The organism is Paucibacter sp. PLA-PC-4, assembly GCF_026241155.1.
Classification (GTDB): Bacteria; Pseudomonadota; Gammaproteobacteria; order Burkholderiales; family Burkholderiaceae_C; genus Roseateles_E.
This window is the reverse complement of the sequence record NZ_JAPFGP010000009.1, coordinates 1-15,102: the sequence shown is the minus strand read 5'-3', so window position 1 is coordinate 15,102 and position 15,102 is coordinate 1. Positions and strand designations below refer to the sequence as shown.

General features: G+C 68.1%; 13 protein-coding genes. 4 read left to right on the top strand and 9 right to left on the bottom strand.

Annotation, left to right across the window (positions count from 1 at the left end; all coding sequences use genetic code 11):
* Positions 1-39: 39 nt before the first annotated feature.
* Genes OOZ63_RS14990 through mutL form a run of 6 tightly spaced genes read right to left on the bottom strand, consistent with a single transcriptional unit; the run spans position 40 to position 8,569 of the window.
* The gene (locus tag OOZ63_RS14990; RefSeq protein WP_266006348.1) at positions 40-2,556 is read right to left on the bottom strand and encodes an ABC transporter permease; all 2,517 of its coding nucleotides are present in this window, start codon (positions 2,554-2,556) and stop codon (positions 40-42) included.
* Positions 2,541-3,206, bottom strand: coding sequence for an ABC transporter ATP-binding protein (locus OOZ63_RS14985; RefSeq protein WP_266006347.1), 666 nt, complete (start codon positions 3,204-3,206; stop codon positions 2,541-2,543). The genes OOZ63_RS14990 and OOZ63_RS14985 overlap by 16 nt, the downstream gene beginning before the upstream one ends.
* Positions 3,193-4,128 (bottom strand): tRNA (adenosine(37)-N6)-dimethylallyltransferase MiaA, encoded by a 936-nt coding sequence (gene miaA, locus OOZ63_RS14980; RefSeq protein WP_266006346.1) that lies wholly within the window; start codon positions 4,126-4,128, stop codon positions 3,193-3,195. The genes OOZ63_RS14985 and miaA overlap by 14 nt, the downstream gene beginning before the upstream one ends.
* Positions 4,125-5,345 carry a Bcr/CflA family efflux MFS transporter gene (locus OOZ63_RS14975; protein WP_266006345.1) on the bottom strand — a complete coding sequence of 407 codons (1,221 nt, stop codon included), beginning with the start codon at positions 5,343-5,345 and terminating at the stop codon, positions 4,125-4,127. The genes miaA and OOZ63_RS14975 overlap by 4 nt, the downstream gene beginning before the upstream one ends.
* Entirely contained in the window at positions 5,342-6,655 is a 1,314-nt protein-coding gene (locus OOZ63_RS14970; RefSeq protein ID WP_266006344.1) for a pseudouridine synthase, read from the bottom strand. The genes OOZ63_RS14975 and OOZ63_RS14970 overlap by 4 nt, the downstream gene beginning before the upstream one ends.
* Positions 6,656-6,688: 33 nt before the next feature.
* Entirely contained in the window at positions 6,689-8,569 is a 1,881-nt protein-coding gene (gene mutL / locus OOZ63_RS14965) for a DNA mismatch repair endonuclease MutL (protein ID WP_266006343.1), read from the bottom strand.
* Positions 8,570-8,630: 61 nt separating this feature from the next.
* Here mutL and OOZ63_RS14960 point away from each other — a divergent pair, with 61 nt between their 5' ends.
* On the top strand, positions 8,631-9,275 hold the full coding sequence (locus OOZ63_RS14960; protein ID WP_266006342.1) for a DedA family protein: 645 nt from the start codon (positions 8,631-8,633) through the stop codon (positions 9,273-9,275).
* Between the two features lie 10 nt (positions 9,276-9,285).
* On the opposite strand, the gene OOZ63_RS14955 is transcribed toward OOZ63_RS14960, so the two are convergent.
* Together OOZ63_RS14955 and tsaE are read right to left on the bottom strand one after the other, a co-directional pair.
* Positions 9,286-10,671: an N-acetylmuramoyl-L-alanine amidase gene (locus OOZ63_RS14955; RefSeq protein WP_266006341.1), complete on the bottom strand. Its 1,386-nt coding sequence runs from the start codon at positions 10,669-10,671 to the stop codon at positions 9,286-9,288.
* Entirely contained in the window at positions 10,668-11,144 is a 477-nt protein-coding gene (gene tsaE / locus OOZ63_RS14950) for a tRNA (adenosine(37)-N6)-threonylcarbamoyltransferase complex ATPase subunit type 1 TsaE (RefSeq protein ID WP_266006340.1), read from the bottom strand. The genes OOZ63_RS14955 and tsaE overlap by 4 nt, the downstream gene beginning before the upstream one ends.
* Between tsaE and queG the strand changes: the two genes are divergently transcribed.
* Entirely contained in the window at positions 11,145-12,275 is a 1,131-nt protein-coding gene (queG, locus tag OOZ63_RS14945; protein WP_266006339.1) for a tRNA epoxyqueuosine(34) reductase QueG, read from the top strand. It begins immediately after the preceding gene.
* Here queG and OOZ63_RS14940 read toward each other — a convergent pair.
* The gene (locus tag OOZ63_RS14940; protein WP_266006338.1) at positions 12,225-13,133 is read right to left on the bottom strand and encodes an AEC family transporter; all 909 of its coding nucleotides are present in this window, start codon (positions 13,131-13,133) and stop codon (positions 12,225-12,227) included. The two genes, queG and OOZ63_RS14940, sit on opposite strands and share 51 nt — an antisense overlap.
* A 76-nt stretch (positions 13,134-13,209) precedes the next feature.
* Here OOZ63_RS14940 and OOZ63_RS14935 point away from each other — a divergent pair, with 76 nt between their 5' ends.
* Together OOZ63_RS14935 and OOZ63_RS14930 are read left to right on the top strand one after the other, a co-directional pair.
* Entirely contained in the window at positions 13,210-13,851 is a 642-nt protein-coding gene (locus OOZ63_RS14935; RefSeq protein WP_266006337.1) for a chalcone isomerase family protein, read from the top strand.
* Positions 13,852-13,952: 101 nt separating this feature from the next.
* Positions 13,953-14,930 (top strand): tripartite tricarboxylate transporter substrate binding protein BugE, encoded by a 978-nt coding sequence (locus tag OOZ63_RS14930; RefSeq protein WP_266006336.1) that lies wholly within the window; start codon positions 13,953-13,955, stop codon positions 14,928-14,930.
* The last annotated feature ends 172 nt before the right edge of the window (positions 14,931-15,102 follow it).

Below are 15,102 nucleotides of genomic sequence, written 5' to 3'. Positions count from 1 at the left end.
CTTGACCTGCACAAGCCTCCGACAGGTGCGTTGCGGCGCTCACCAATCCTCCCTTACCGCCTGCACCGCATCGACCCTGCCGGCCTTGGCAAAGCTGAGCCAGGCGGTCAGCAGCGAGGCGGCGATCACTGCCAGCAGCAGGGCGGCCAGACGGGCAGTGGGCAGGCTCATTTCCATGCTCCAGTGAAAGCTCTGCGGGTTGACTACCCAGACCAGCACCCCGCTGACGCCTAGGCCCAGGGCGAGGCCGGCGAGTGCGCCGGCTGCGGTGAACAGGCCCGTCTCCAGCACCAGCAAGCGCAGCAGTTGGGCCTGGGTGAAACCCAGATGGCGCAGCAGGCCGAACTCGCGTTTGCGTGCCAGCAACTGGGCCGACAGGCTGGCGGCGATGCCGAACAGGCCCAGGCCGAGCGCCACCGCCTGCAGCCAGTAGGTGACCGCAAAGCTGCGATCGAACAGGCGCAGCGACAGAGCCAGCAGCTCGCCGGTGGCGGCCAGCTCGAGATCGGCCGGATCGGCGGCCATCGCACGTAGCGCGGCCTGGGCCTGTACGGGGTCAGAACCGGGCGCCAACCACAGCGACAGCTCGGTGATGCGGGTGTCGCCGCTCCAGCGCTGGTAGTCGGCCAGCGACATCAGCAGCGCGCCGCTTTGGCGGCTGTAGTCGCGCCAGACGCCGCGCACAAAGAACTGCAGGGTCGACTGCGCCGCTGAACCGGGGCTCAGGCTCAGCGCCAGCTGCGCGCCGGGCTGCAGCGTCTGCTGGTCGCGCATCGCCTCGTTGATGTAGATGGGCATCAAACCCGGCGCCGGCGGCTCGGCCAGCGGCCCGACCAGCGGCAGGCGGCGCTCATCGCGTATCTGTCGGGCCATCAGACTCAGCTCGGTCTGGTCAACGGCCCAGGTGCGGCGGCTTCGCTGCGCAGCCAGGTCTTGTGCCAGGCCGCTGGCACGTACCGCCTCGATGAAGTCAGGCGCCAGCGGGGCTGTGTTTCCCTTGCTCTGCAAGCTGCTGCGCAGGTACAGGTCCGCTGGCAGCATCTGGCGCAGCCAGTCCTGCAGCGAGGCGCGAAAGCTGTGCACCATCACCAGCATCGCCACTGACAGCGCCAGCGCCACCAGCACGCCGGCCAGCATCTGCGTGGCCGCGCCGGCCTGGTCGCGGGCGCGCTCCTTGAGCAGCATCACAGCGGCGCTGCGCCGGCTCGGCAGCAGCCGTGTCAGCAGGCGCACGAGGCCGGGCATGGCCGCGATACCGCCCGTCAGCAGACAGAGCATCGCCAAATAGGCGGCCAGCGGCACGCCGCCAAGCGGCGGCAAGAGTGCCAGCAGCACGCCGGCCAGCAGCAGGGCTGGCGCCAGCCAGCGCGGCAGCCGCGCCTGGAGCTCCGCGCCCAGCCCTTTGAGCACCTGCGCCACTGCCATGCGTCGCACGGCCAAGGCCGGCAATAGCGCGCTGAGCAGGCAGACCGCCAGTCCCAGTGCGCCGAACAACAGCATCTGCCAGGGGTCAAGCCGCAAGGCCGGCGTGCCACCGCCGAGCAGACCGCTGCCCAGATCGCCGCCCAGCAGGCGCAGTCCCAGCACGGCCAGCCCGGCGCCCAGCGCCAGGCCCAGTCCGCTGCCCAACACGCCCAGCAGCGCGGCCTCGGCCAGCACCAGCTGCATGCGTTCGCGCGCACTCATGCCCAGCACTCCTAGCAGCGCCAACTGCGGCAGGCGCTGGGCCACCGACAGTGAGATCACGGCAAACACGAGAAATCCGCCGGTGAACAAGGCCATCAACGACAGCACGCCAAGGTTGACGCGGTAGGCGCGGGTCAGCCGTGCCATCTGATCTTCCTCGTCTTGCGGCGCTGCGGAGATGGTTCCGTCCGGTAGGGTCAGCTCTTGGGCCTGGACCCCAGGTTGCAGGCGCAGCTCGATGCGGTCGAGCCGGCCGAGCCGGCCGAGCAGGGCTTGGGCCGCTGCGATATCCAGCACCGCCAGTGGTGCGCCGGGGGCGGCGACGCTGCCGGCCAAGCGCAGCTCGGCATCGCGGGCTTGGCCATCCTCGCCCACAAGCCGCAACCGCAAGTGCAGCGGGCGCGGGCTGGGCAGGCGCCGCAGCGCCGCTTCGTTCAGAAATACGGCGTTTGGCGCCAGCAGGGACTGCAGGGTCTGGCTCTCGTCGAATGCTCGCGGCAGCAAAGCCGGATTGAACTGGGCGGTCTGCAAGGCATCCAGCCCGAGCAGGCGTAAATTGAAGCGTCCTGCCGTCAAGACCTGCGCCTGCCCTTCGATGACCGGCGCCGCCAGCTGGACCTGGGGCTCTTGCATCAGCCTCTCTAGCAGGGCATCGTCCATCGGCCGGCCGTCGCTGCCGCGCAGCAGCAGATCGGGCGTGCCCGCCAGGCTGCGTTGTGCCGCGCCGAACTCGGCCAGAGCCGAGCTGTTGAGCAGTTGCACGCCAAAAGCCAGGGCCACGCCGAGCGCGATGGCCAGCAAGGCCAGCAGCTGCCGGCCCCACTGGGCCTTGAGTGCCGGCCAGGACAGCGCGATCAGCCAGCGTGCCATGGCTGCAGACCGGGCTGATCGCTCATCACCAGGCCGCGATCGGCAGCGGCGGCAGCGCGTTCGGAATGGGTCACCAACAGGCAGGCCGCACCCTCCTGCTTGCACTGCTTGCGCAGCAAGTCCAGCACCTGGGCGGCATGGCGCGGGTCCAGATTGCCGGTGGGCTCGTCGGCCAGCACCAGGGCCGGGCGGTGCACCAGCGCGCGGGCGATCGCCACGCGCTGCAGTTGCCCCCCGGAGAGCTGGCGCGGCAGGCGGGCATCGAGCCCGTCCAGCCCCACGGCCGCGAGCATCTGCCGCACGCGGCCGGCGTCGGGCGCACCGAGCAGCAGCAGCGGCAGGCCGATGTTGTCTGCCACCGTCAGATGAGGCAGCAGATGAAAGGCCTGGAACACAAAGCCCAGATGGCGGCGACGCAGCAAGGCCTGGGCCTGCTCGGGCAGCGCGGCAATGTCCCGGCCGGCCAGCAAGACCTGGCCCTGATCCAGCCTGTCCAGCCCTGCCAGGCAGTTCAGCAGTGTGGATTTACCGCAGCCCGACTCACCCACTAGTGCCACCAGCTCGCCGGCCTGCAGCGCCAAGTCGATGCCGGCGAACACGGGGGTGTCGCCGTAGCGCTTGGCCAGGCCCCGGGCGTCAAGAACGGCCATCATGGAGCAGCCGGTGGACGGCGGCCAGCAGATGCAGCGGCGCCTGGGGCGACTCGCAGGCGATCACCTGACGCTGCGGCATGCTGCGCAGCCAGGTGAGCTGGCGCTTGGCCAGCTGCCGGGTCGCGGCGATGCCGCGCTCGGGCAGCGTCTTCATGTCGCCAGCGTCCAGTGCCTCCCAGACCTGGCGGTAGCCGACGCAGCGCATCGAAGGCAGGCCCAGATGTAGATCGCCGCGCGCGCGCAGCCGCTCGACCTCTGCGATCAGGCCCTGGTCCAGCATCTGCTCGAAGCGCCGCGCCAGACGCTGGTGCAGCCAGGCGCGGTCGTTTGGCTCCAGCGAAAGCAGCGGCCAGTCGACGCCGGCGCTGCGCTCCTGCTCGGCATGCAGCACTGACATTGGTTTTCCTGCCAGATGCCAGACCTCCAGCGCGCGCTGGATGCGCTGCGAATCTCCAGGCGCTAAGCGGGTCGCGGTGACCGGGTCGACCGCCGCCAGCTTCGCATGCATGGCCGGCCAGCCGATCGCGGCTGCCTCGGCATCGAGTCGCGCGCGCAGGGTCTCGTCGCCCTGCGGCAAGGTCGACAGGCCGTCGAACAAGGCCTTGAAATAAAGCATGGTGCCGCCGACCAGCAGCGGCAGCTTGCCGCGCGCCAGGATCTCGGTGGCCAAGCGCTGCGCGTCCTTGGCGAACTGAGCGGCGCTGTAGCTGTCCAGCGGGTCGAGGATGTCAATCAGGTGGTGCGGCACGGCGGCCAGCTCGGCCCGCGTGGGCTTGGCCGTGCCGATGTCCATGCCGCGATAGACCAGGGCCGAGTCGACGCTGATGATCTCGATGGGCAGCACCTCGGCCAGCGCCAGCGCGCCGGCGGTCTTGCCGCAGCCGGTCGGGCCGGCCAGGCAGATCGGGCTGAGCCTCATGCAGGCACCACCGGCCGCAAGTGCCGCTCCTGCGACTGCACCAGGGTCCAGCCGCAGACGGCAGCGGCCAGGCCTAGCACCATCATCGTCGCGGCCATCGGCCGCACAGTGCCGTCCAGGCTCAGGCCCAGCCAGCCGCCCAGTGCGAAGGCCACCAGGGCCGAGGCGAAGCCCGACAGCGCCGCCGCCGCGCCGGCCTGCTTGGGGAAGGGGCCGACCGCACCGGCTTGGCTGCAGGGCTGCAGCACGCCATGGCCCAGCATGATGAAGACATGGGGAATCATCAGCGCCCAGACCGAGGGCGGCCAGACCCAGGCGGCCAGACCCAGACCGCAAGCACCGGTGAAGGTGAAGAATGCGCCGCGCCTCACCGTGCGGGCCAGGCTCAGCCGTGCCAGCCAGCGCCGGCACAGGAGGGTGCCCAGCACATAGATGGCCGCCCCCAGACCCACCAGCAGTCCGTAATGGCCGCGCGACAAGCCCAGCACGTCGATGAAGACGAAGGCCGAAGCTGCCAGAAAGGTGTAGAGCGTGCCGTAGGCCAGGCTGGTCAGCAGGGTGTAGGCGCGAAACGAGGGGTGGGCAAGCACCAAAGACCAGTTGGCCAGCAGCCGGCGCGGCCGTAGCGCTTCGGGGTCGGGTCTTGCCAGGCTCTCAGGAATGCGCAGTGCCACCAGGGCCAGGGCCGCCGCGCCGGCCAGCGCAATGGCCAGCAGGGCCCAGCGCCAGCCGAAGGCGCCCGCGAGCGCTCCGCCCAGCGGAGGCGCGAGCATCGCCAGCACACCCAGGCCACCCAGGGCCCGCGCCATCACGCGTGCGCCCTGCTGCGGCTCGAACCAGTCGCGCAACATCGCGCGCGCGCCGACCACGGCCGCAGCCAAGGCAAGGCCTTGCAGAGCCCGGCAGATCACCAGCAGCCAGATGTCGGCCGCCAGCGCGCCGGCGACTGCAGCCCCCGCATACAGCGCAAGGCCGCCAAGCAGCACCGGCCGGCGGCCGATGCGGTCGCTGAGGGGGCCTAGCAGCAGCTGGCCGAAGCCGAAGCTGAGCATCAGCGCCGACAGGGTCAGCTGGGTGGCCGCCATCGGCGCTGCCAGATCCGCACGCAGCGCGGGCAGGGCCGGCAGGTAGAGATCGGTGCTGATCGGCTGCAGGCCCAGCAACAGGGCCAGCGCGGCGATCTGCCAGCCCAGCGTCGGTGCAAGGGCTGTTTTCAATCAAAGCGCTCCCAGGGCGACAGAAAGCGCCATTGGCCGGGCGGCAGATGGCCCAGATTGATGCGGCCGATGCGTACCCGCTTCAGACCGACGACCTTGAGCCCGACCAGCTCGCACATGCGGCGGATCTGGCGCTTGCGGCCCTCGCGCAGCACGAAGCGCAGCTGGTCGTCGTTGATCCAGCTGACCTTGGCGGGCTTGAGCTGCACACCGTCGAGCTCCAGCCCGTGGTTCAGCAGGGCCAGGTCTTGCGCGGGGAAGCGCGCCATCGGCGCGCCTTCGCCGGCCAGCTCCACCCGCACCAGGTATTCCTTCTCGACCTTGGAGTCCTCGCCGATCAGCGTCTTGGCGACACGGCCGTCCTGGGTCAGCACCAGCAGACCCGTCGAATCGATGTCCAGGCGGCCGGCGGGGGCCAGGCCGCGGCTATGGCCGATGTGAAATTTCAGGCCCGAGGGGTCCTCGCTCCACTGGTTGGCGCTCTTGATGAGCACCGAAGCCGGTTCATAGCCGTCCTCGGCTTGGCCGGAGACATAGCCGATGGGCTTGTTCAGCAGGATGGTGACCTGCTTGGCCTGCTCCTTGTGGGCACGCGGGTCGATCTCGATCTTCACCCCAGGCTGCACGCGCTGGCCCAACACTGCCATCTTGCCGTCCACCTTGACCCAGCCCGCGCCTATCCACTCATCGGCCTCGCGGCGCGAGGCCATGCCCAGCGCGGTCATGTGCTTGGACAGGCGCTCGCCTTCGCTGCTCGGATCGCGGTAGTTGTCGTCGTCATCGTCGTCGTCGTCCCGGTGACGCGGCACCGGGCGCTGCGAGAAGGCGCGCGGCTCGGGCGGGCGGACATTGGGGCGCGGACCGGTGGCCCGACGCTGATCGCGGCGCGGCTCTTGGCGGTTGTCCTGACGGGCATCCGGGCGCTGCTCATAGCGCTGCGGCTCCTGACGCGGGTCGCGTCGGCTCGGCTCACCGGCAAACTCGGGCCTGGCGCCGCGCACGGGGCGGTCCTGTCGCTCGTATGGCGGTTGTGCGCCCTCGCTGCGCCGCTGCGGGCGGCGATCCTCGAAGCGCGGCGCTTCGTCGCGGCGTGGCGGGCGAGCGGCGTTGGGTCGTTGCTGCTGAGCCTCCTCGGAAGCCCGGCGTTGCTCGAAAGCGGCCTGGCGTTCGGCGCGTTCGGTCTGGGCCGCCGCCAGGCTCTGGCGCGGCCGTGAGACGCCTTTGCCGCGCAAGGGGCCGCGGCGCTCGCCCTCTGGCTTGTCGACGGGGCCGGGTTTGCTGTTTTTCTTGTTCAGTTTCAATGTGGCCATGACGGCTCCTTCGGGGTGGCGGCCGGCTGTGTATCAGCGACCGCGCATAAACAGCGCATCGAGCTCGCGCATGGTCAGCTGGCGCCAAGTCGGGCGACCATGATTGCACTGATCGGCGCGCTCGGTGCGCTCCATATCGCGCAGCAGGGCATTCATTTCGTCCAACGTCAGCTGGCGGTTCGCGCGCACCGCGCCATGGCAAGCCATGGTCGCAAGGATCTCGTGCTGTGCGCGCTCGATGGCCTGACTGGCGTCGAATTGAGCCAGCTCGGCCAACACGCTGCGTGCCAGCTCCACCACATCGCCGCCGGCCAGCGCCGCCGGCCTGGCCCGCACTGCCAGGACCTTGGCCGACAGCGGCGCGATATCAAGACCCAGACGCTCCAGCGTAGGGCCCTGGGCCTCGGCGGTGGCGATCTCCTGCGGGGTCGCGGCGAACGTGACCGGGATCAAGAGCGGCTGCGACTCAATGGCGGCCGCGCCGAGACTGGCCTTGAGCCGTTCATAGACCACCCGCTCATGGGCGGCATGCATATCGACAATGATCAGCCCCTGGGCGTTTTCGGCGAGCACATAGACGCCCTGGATCTGGGCGATGGCACGTCCCAGCGGCCAGTCGTGCTGAGGCAGGGCAGGGGCTGCAGCGTATGGCGCAGGGGTGGGGGCAGGTGTTGCTGACTGGCCGTACAGCGTCGCCACCTCGGCCAGGGCCAGCGAGACTTGCGCGCTGTTGGCAATGGGGCTGCGCCAGCTCGGTGTACTGCCGCCATGGATCGGCCTGGGCTCGGCGGCCGGCTGAGCGAACCAGGCCGGCGGATTGCCGGGCGCGGGGCGAAAACCGGCCGCGTCGGCCGCCGCCTGCTGGGCTTGTTGGACCATCGCGGCGGGGGCCTCGGTGCTGCGTGAGAGCGCCAGCGCGTCCTGCACCGCATAGCGCACCTTCTGGTGCATCTCGCGGCCATCGCGAAAGCGCACCTCGATCTTGGTCGGGTGCACATTGACGTCGACCCGGTCGGGCGCGATCTCGATGAAGAGCACATAGCAAGGCTGGCGGTGGCCGTGCAAGACATCCTCATAAGCCGAGCGGATGCCGTGGGCGATCAGCTTGTCGCGCACGAAACGACCGTTGACATAGACGTACTGCATGTCGGCGCGGCTGCGCGCCGCCTCCGGCAGGCCGGCGCGGCCGTAGACGCGCAGCGGGCCGGTTTCGGCGAAGACCGCGCGGCTCTCGGCCATGAACTCGGTGCCCAGCACATCGGCCAGGCGTTGCTCGGAGCTGGCAATGCGCCATTGCTCGACCAGCTTGCCCTCGTGCCAGACGGTGAAGCCGACATCGGGTCGGGCCAGCGCATGGCGGCGCACTGACTCTAGGCAGTGGGCCAGCTCGGTGGCGTCGGTCTTTAGGAATTTGCGGCGCGCCGGCGTGCTGAAGAAGAGCTCGCGCACCTCCACACTGGTGCCGCGGGCGCGCGCCGCCGGCGCCAGCTCTCCGGAGCGGGCGTCGAGCCGGTGGGCGTGGGGCGCGCCATCGCAGCGGCTGGACACGGCCATCTCGGCCACCGAGGAAATGGCGGCCAGCGCCTCGCCGCGAAACCCCATCGTCGCGACCGATTCCAGCTCGTCCAGATTGCGGATCTTGCTGGTAGCGTGGCGCTTGAGCGCCAACGGGAGCTCCTCGACCGGGATGCCCAGGCCGTCGTCTTCGACAACGACGCTGCGCACGCCTCCGGCCATCAGCTTGACGGTGATTTGGGCCGCCCCGGCATCCAGCGCGTTGTCCACCAGCTCGCGCACCACCGAGGCCGGGCGCTCGACCACCTCACCGGCGGCGATCTGGCTGATCAGTTCATCGGGGAGTTCGCGGATGGCGCGGCGCTGGGCCGCCGGCGCGCTGGGAGAAGACAAATCCATGGGCTGATTGTAAGAAGTCCTGTCATCGAGGCGGGATCAAGCCCGGTCATAATCCGCCGCCATGGAATTCGCGAGCTTTCTGATCGACTTCATCCTGCATGTGGACAAGCATATTGCTGCGTTCGTGCAGGCCTATGGCGCCTGGGTCTATGCCCTGCTGTTTCTGATCGTCTTCGTCGAGACCGGTCTGGTGGTGATGCCCTTTTTGCCGGGAGATTCGCTGCTTTTCGTGGTCGGCGCCCTGTGCGGCACCGGCGTCATGAGCTTGCCGCTGGCCATCACCGTCTTGCTGATCGCGGCCATTCTTGGTGACCAGACCAACTATCTGATCGGGCGCTACTTCGGTCCCAAGGTGTTCCAGTGGGAGCAGTCGCGCTTTTTCAATAAGCGCGCCTTCAATGCGGCGCACGAGTTCTACGAACGACATGGCGGCGTGACCATCATCATCGCGCGCTTCATGCCCTTCATCCGCACCTTTGCTCCCTTTGTGGCCGGTGTGGCCGAGATGAGCCGTAGCAAGTTCACCCTCTACAACGTGGTTGGCGCCCTGATCTGGGTGGTCGGTATCACCGTGGCCGGCTATATATTCGGCAACATCCCCTTTGTGCAGACCCATCTGAGCAAGATCATCTGGGCCATGATCATCATCCCGGGCCTGATCGCGATCTACGGCGGCTGGAAGGCCAGCCGCCAGCAGGCGGCCTGAGCCCGGCGCTCTACAGCGAGCGGTGCCGCGCCAGCGGCGGGTTCTTCGCGAAGTAGCGCGCGATGCCAGTGGCCAAGGCATTCACGAGCTGTGCCTGGTAGTCAGGGTCGCGCAGCTTGGCCTCTTCCTCCGGGTTCGAGATGAAGGCAGTCTCGACCAGGATGGAGGGCACATCCGGCGCCTTCAGTACCGCGAAGCCGGCCTGCTCGACTGCCTTTTTGTGCAGGCGCCCGACCTTGCCGATCTGGCCCAGCACTTCGGAGCCGAGTTTTAAGCTGTCCTTGATCTGGGCGCTGGTGCTCATATCCAGCATCGCGCGAAGTACTTCGCGGTCCTTGACTGAGGCGACGTTGACGCCGCCGACCTGATCCGCCCGGTTCTCCTTGGCCGCGATCCAGCGCGCCGCCGTGCTAGTGGCCGCCCCCTGACTCAGCGCGAACACCGAGGCGCCACGCGCCTTCGGCGTGAAGAAGGCGTCGGCATGGATGGAGACAAACAGATCGGCCTGCACGCGGCGGGCCTTGCGCACCCGCTCTTGCAGCGGCACAAAGAAGTCGGCATCGCGCGTCATCATCACGCGGATGTTGGGGTTGCTGTTGAGCCGGTCGCGCAGCTTCAGCGCCACGGCCAGCACCACATCCTTTTCCTTCAGCCCGCTGGGGCCGATGGCGCCGGGGTCTTCGCCGCCATGGCCGGGGTCCAGGGCGATGACGATCAACCGGTCCAGCTTGGTGCGGTCAATCGGTCCCGGCGCTGGCGGTGGCGCGGGCGTCTGCAGCGACGGGGCCGAGGCGGACAGCGTGGCGGGAGTGGGGGGCGGCGCGGGTGACTGCGCAGCAGCGACCGGGGGCAGCACGGCCGGCTTCTCGATCTTGCCGATCAGCTCGCCCAGCGCATCCTGTACTGCCTGCGCGGCCTGGGTCTCGGCCTGCTCCTTCTCACGGACCAGCGCCAGCAGCGGATCCCGTTCCTGCTGAGGGTAGAGATCGAAGACCAGGCGGTCCTTGTAGGCTGCCACCGGCTCCAGGGTGAAGATCTGCGGCGCCACCGGCTGCTTGAGGTCCAGCACGATGCGCACGACGCGCGGCTGGTTCTGGCCGACCCGCACTGCACTGATATAGGGGTCGTCCGGCTTGATCTTGCCCAGCAGCTCTCGCAGGCCGGCGCTGAGTTCCAGCCCGTCGATATCGATCACCAGCCGGTGCGGGCTGTCGACCAGGAAGTGCTTGGCGGCCAGCGGGCGGTCAGATTCCAGCGTCACCCGGGTGTAGTCGGGCGCCGGCCAGACCCGAACCGCGACGATGCTGGCGCTGCCCGGCGCGGCGCGCAGCAGGGTAGGCGCCTGCAGGAGCAAGACGAGGGCGCCCATATGGCGCAGTGCCTGACGGCGGCTCATGCCGGCAGCCCTTGCAGCAAGGCCTGACCTTCGGCGGTGCAGGCCTGCAGCTCGACCCGGCGGCTGTCGTCGTCCTGAGTGTCGAGCCAGATGCGCAGATCTGGCGTGGGCAGCATGCCCTCGGCCTTCTCCGGCCACTCACTGAGCTTCAGACCGGGCCGGGTGAAGATCTCGCGAAAACCGGCGTCCTCCCACTCGCGCGGGTCGGCGAAGCGGTAGAAGTCAAAGTGGCTGACCTCGCCTTGCGGTAGCTCATAGCTCTCCAGCACTGCGTAGCTGGGGCTCTTGATGCGGCCAGTCACGCCCAGCGCGCGCAGCAGATGGCGCACCAGGCTGGTCTTGCCGGCGCCCAGCGAGCCGTGCAGCTCGATGCTGGAATTCATCAGGCCCGGTGCCTGTGCCAGCCGGGCGGCAAAGGCCTCGGTGGCGGCTTCATCGGGCCACAGCAGGTGGCGGCTTTCTAGAATGCGCAAATGAACGAGGCTCCACAGAAAATCGGTGACAAGGATGCGCAAGCGCTGCTGCTGCAGTTGCGCGCCTGGGCGCTTGAGTTGGGATTCTCACAGATTGGCGTGGCCGGCATCGATCTCGCGAGCGCCGAGCCGGGTCTGGCGGCCTGGTTGGCGGCTGGTTTTCACGGCTCGATGCACTATATGGAGGCCCACGGCCTCAAGCGCGCACGGCCGGCCGAACTGGTGCCCGGCACACTGCGCGTGCTGACCGTGCGCATGGACTACCGGCCACGTGCCAGTGTGCAGGACTGGCAAGCCGTCGAGTGGCAGGGCCTGGGCGATCCGCAGCGCGCACAACTGTCGATCTATGCTCGGGGCCGCGACTATCACAAGGTCTTGCGCGCGAGGTTGCAGCAGCTCGCAACCCGGCTGGAGCAGGCCATCGGCCCTTTCGGCTACCGCGTTTTCACCGACTCGGCGCCGGTGCTGGAGGTGGAACTGGCCGCGCGCTCGGGCATCGGCTGGCGCGGCAAGCACACGCTGACTCTGCACCGTGAACGTGGCTCCATGTTCTTTCTCGGCGAGATCTATCTGGACCTGCCGCTGCCCGAGTCGGAGCCGGTCAACGCGCACTGCGGCCAGTGCACGGCCTGCCTTGACGCCTGTCCGACCGGCGCCATCGTTGCGCCCTACCGGGTCGATGCGCGACGCTGCATCTCCTATCTGACCATCGAGCATGATGGCGCGATCCCCATCGAGCTGCGCCCGCTGATCGGCAACCGCATCTACGGCTGCGACGATTGCCAGCTGATCTGCCCCTGGAACAAATTCGCTGGCAAAAGCACGCTGGCAGACTTCGACGAGCGCGAGTCGCTGCGTGCGCCCGGGTTGCTGGCGCTGTGGGCCTGGAGCGAGACCGAGTTTCTGCGCTTCACCGAGGGTTCGGCGATCCGCCGCATCGGCCATGCGCGCTGGCGGCGCAATCTGGCCGTAGCGATGGGCAATGCGCTTCGGGCCGGCTCGGACCAGGGCATCAGCCTGGCCTTGCGGGACGCGCTGCCGAGCGCCAGCGAAATGCTGGCCGAGCACATCGAGTGGGCGCTACAGCAGGCTCAACCAGAACGGCAGACTGAGCATGCCAACCAGAGTTGACAGAGTCACCAGGCCGGCCACGAAGGCAGCATGGCCGCCCATGCGAGCGGCCAGCACGTAGGCGCTAGAGGCGGTCGGCAAGGACGCGAAGGTCAGCAGCACGACGCGCTGGCCGGCCGGAAGCGCCAGCCAGTGGCCCAGGCCCAGGGCCAGCAAGGGCAGGGCGGCATGGCGGATTGCCAGCAGCGCGGCGGCCAGCCGCGGTGCATCGCGCAGTGCACCAAAGCGCAGGCCGGCACCCACCGCCATCAGGCCCAGCGGCAGGGCTGCCAGGCCGATGCGGTTCAAGGTCAGTGCTGCGGTATCGGGCAGTTTCAGCCCCATCAGATTGGCGATCAGGCCGGCCACGGTGCTGAGAATCAGCGGGTTGCGCGCCAGTTCGCGCAGCAGGCCCTGGCCGCCGTGACGAGCTAGCGGGTAGACGGCGGCCACATTGCAGATAGGCACGCACAGCGCCACGAGCAGGGCCACCCAGGCCACGCCCTGCGCGCCCTGAAGCCGCTCGGCCAGCGCCAGCGCGATATAGGAGTTGAAGCGAAAGGCCACCTGGGCGCCAGAGGCATGGGCGCGAGCATCCACACCGGGGCAGAGTCTGAGCCCATAGGCCAGCGCGACGCCGGCCAGCACCACAGCCACACCGGCACCCGCCAGGCTCAGGGTCTGCGCCGGTTCCAGCGGGGTGCGAACGATGGAGTTGAACAGCAGTACCGGGAACAGCAGGTAGTACACCAGCTTCTCAGTGGCCTCCCAGATCGGCCTGTTCAGCGCCGTATAGCGGCACAGTAAAAAACCGCAAAGTATCAGCAGCGCGTCGGGCAACAGAAGCAGAAAGTCGGGAACAGCGGGAACGGCAGGCATGGCCGGCAGTGTGCCATCGGGGCGCTGTCGGCCTGTGATGTGCCGGCTGCGTTAGGCTTGAGGCAAGGAGAGTGATATGGCTTTTTTCCCTGGGGTTCCCCGAAAGGAAGGTTCGCACAGCAAGGCTGTGCCGAACCGACAGCGCCGCTTGGTCATGGCCGCGCTGCTGTGCCTGGGCATCAATGCGCCTGCGCTCGCACGCCGCTACGAGGGCTATGACTTCGATGACAAGCTGCAGCTCGGAGGCAGCGCGCTGATGCTCAACGGCGTCGGCATGCGGGCGGTGGCGGTGCTGAAGGGCTATCTGGCGGCCCTCTACCTGGGCCGTAGCGCCAGCACGCCGGCGGCGGTCTATGCAACACCTGGCCCCAAGCGCATCCGCATCCGCATGCTGCTGGACGTCGGCACCGAGGAGTTCGTCAAGGCCATCGCCAAGGGCGTGCGGCGCAATTGCAGCGAGGCCGAGCAGGCCGCGCTGCCCGACAAGATCGAGCAGTTCAACGCCCAGCTGCGTGCAGTCGCCAAGGTGCGCAGCAAGGACCTGATCGATATGGACTACCTTCCCGACCAGGGCACCGTGATCAGCCTGAACGGTAAAGCCATCGGTGCGGCGATTGCCGGGCCGGAGTTCTATCTGGCCCTGCTGAAGGTGTTTCTCGGCGAGCGACCGGTGGACAAGCGGCTCAAGGCCGGCTTGCTGGGCGGCGCGAGCGAGTGATGGCCGGTTGCTGTACGTAGTTCCGCTAGCATAGGCCCCGGTGGGCGTGGTTAGCATCGCGCCAGAAACATCAATGAATTGACCCAAAAAGGAGACCGCTGATGAGCCGTCGAGTCTGGATACGTCGTTGTGTGGCCTTGAGCGCCGCCACCCTGGTCGCTCCGCTGGCCCTGGCGCAGAGCTACCCGGCCAAGCCGGTGCGTCTGATCGTGCCTTTTGCACCGGGCGGCACCACCGATATCGTCGCACGCGTGCTGGCAGAGAAGATCCAGGCGCATCTGGGTCAGAACCTGCTCGTCGACAACCGCGCCGGTGGCGGCGGCTCGATCGGCGCCAACGAAATCGTCAAGGCCGCGCCGGACGGCTACACGCTGGGGATGGCCACGGTGTCGACCACCGCGTCGAACCCGGCGATCAACCCCAAGATCCCCTACAACCCGCTGACCGACTTCACCTCCATCATCAATGTGGCGGCCACGCCCAATGTGATCGCGGTGCACCCCTCGTTCCCGGCGCGCGATTACAAGGGTTTTGTCGCCGAGCTCAAGAAGAGCCCCGGCAAGTACAGCTTCGCCAGCTCGGGCACCGGCGGCATCGGCCATCTGCAGATGGAGCTCTACAAGAGCTTGGCCAATGTTTTCGTGCTGCACATTCCCTATCGCGGCGCCGGCCCGGCGCTCAATGACACGGTGGCCGGCCAGGTGCCGATGATTTTCGACAACCTGCCCTCGGCCCTGCCGTTTATCAAGGACGGTCGGCTGATCCCAATCGTCGTGGCGGCGCCTAACCGCCTGGCCGTGTTGCCCAATGTGCCGACCTTCAAGGAAGTGGGCCTGGAACCTGTCAACCGCATGGCTTACTACGGCATCCATGGCCCGAAGAATCTGCCCAAGGAGGTGATCGACAAGGTCGCCGCTGCGGTCAAGAAGACGGTCGAGATGCCTGATGTGAAAAAGCGCATCGAGGACACCGGCTCGCTGATCGTGGCCAACACGCCCGAGCAGTTCTCAGCCCAGACCAAGGCTGAGTTCGAAGTCTACAAAAAGGTGGTCGAGCAGCAAAAGCTCAAGCTCGATTGAACAGGGCGCTGTAGCAGTGACGAAGGGCGCCGCGTGCGCCCTTTCTCCTTGTGCGCTCAGCATGAGCGCACTCTTGCGGGTGCAAGTCCCGCCGTAAGTTGATCACAGCGAACGAAGCGAAGCGCAACTGCACGAGGGCGACCGAATGTGGGGAGGAAGCGTGGAGCGAAGC

Coding starts and splice junctions, on each gene's coding strand:
- OOZ63_RS14990 (WP_266006348.1), bottom strand. CDS start 2,556: ATGGCACGCTGGCTGATCGCGCTGTCCTGGCCGGCACTCAAGGCCCAG.
- OOZ63_RS14985 (WP_266006347.1), bottom strand. CDS start 3,206: ATGGCCGTTCTTGACGCCCGGGGCCTGGCCAAGCGCTACGGCGACACC.
- miaA (WP_266006346.1), bottom strand. CDS start 4,128: ATGAGGCTCAGCCCGATCTGCCTGGCCGGCCCGACCGGCTGCGGCAAG.
- OOZ63_RS14970 (WP_266006344.1), bottom strand. CDS start 6,655: ATGGCCACATTGAAACTGAACAAGAAAAACAGCAAACCCGGCCCCGTC.
- mutL (WP_266006343.1), bottom strand. CDS start 8,569: ATGGATTTGTCTTCTCCCAGCGCGCCGGCGGCCCAGCGCCGCGCCATC.
- OOZ63_RS14960 (WP_266006342.1), top strand. CDS start 8,631: ATGGAATTCGCGAGCTTTCTGATCGACTTCATCCTGCATGTGGACAAG.
- OOZ63_RS14955 (WP_266006341.1), bottom strand. CDS start 10,671: ATGAGCCGCCGTCAGGCACTGCGCCATATGGGCGCCCTCGTCTTGCTC.
- queG (WP_266006339.1), top strand. CDS start 11,145: ATGAACGAGGCTCCACAGAAAATCGGTGACAAGGATGCGCAAGCGCTG.
- OOZ63_RS14940 (WP_266006338.1), bottom strand. CDS start 13,133: ATGCCTGCCGTTCCCGCTGTTCCCGACTTTCTGCTTCTGTTGCCCGAC.
- OOZ63_RS14935 (WP_266006337.1), top strand. CDS start 13,210: ATGGCTTTTTTCCCTGGGGTTCCCCGAAAGGAAGGTTCGCACAGCAAG.
- OOZ63_RS14930 (WP_266006336.1), top strand. CDS start 13,953: ATGAGCCGTCGAGTCTGGATACGTCGTTGTGTGGCCTTGAGCGCCGCC.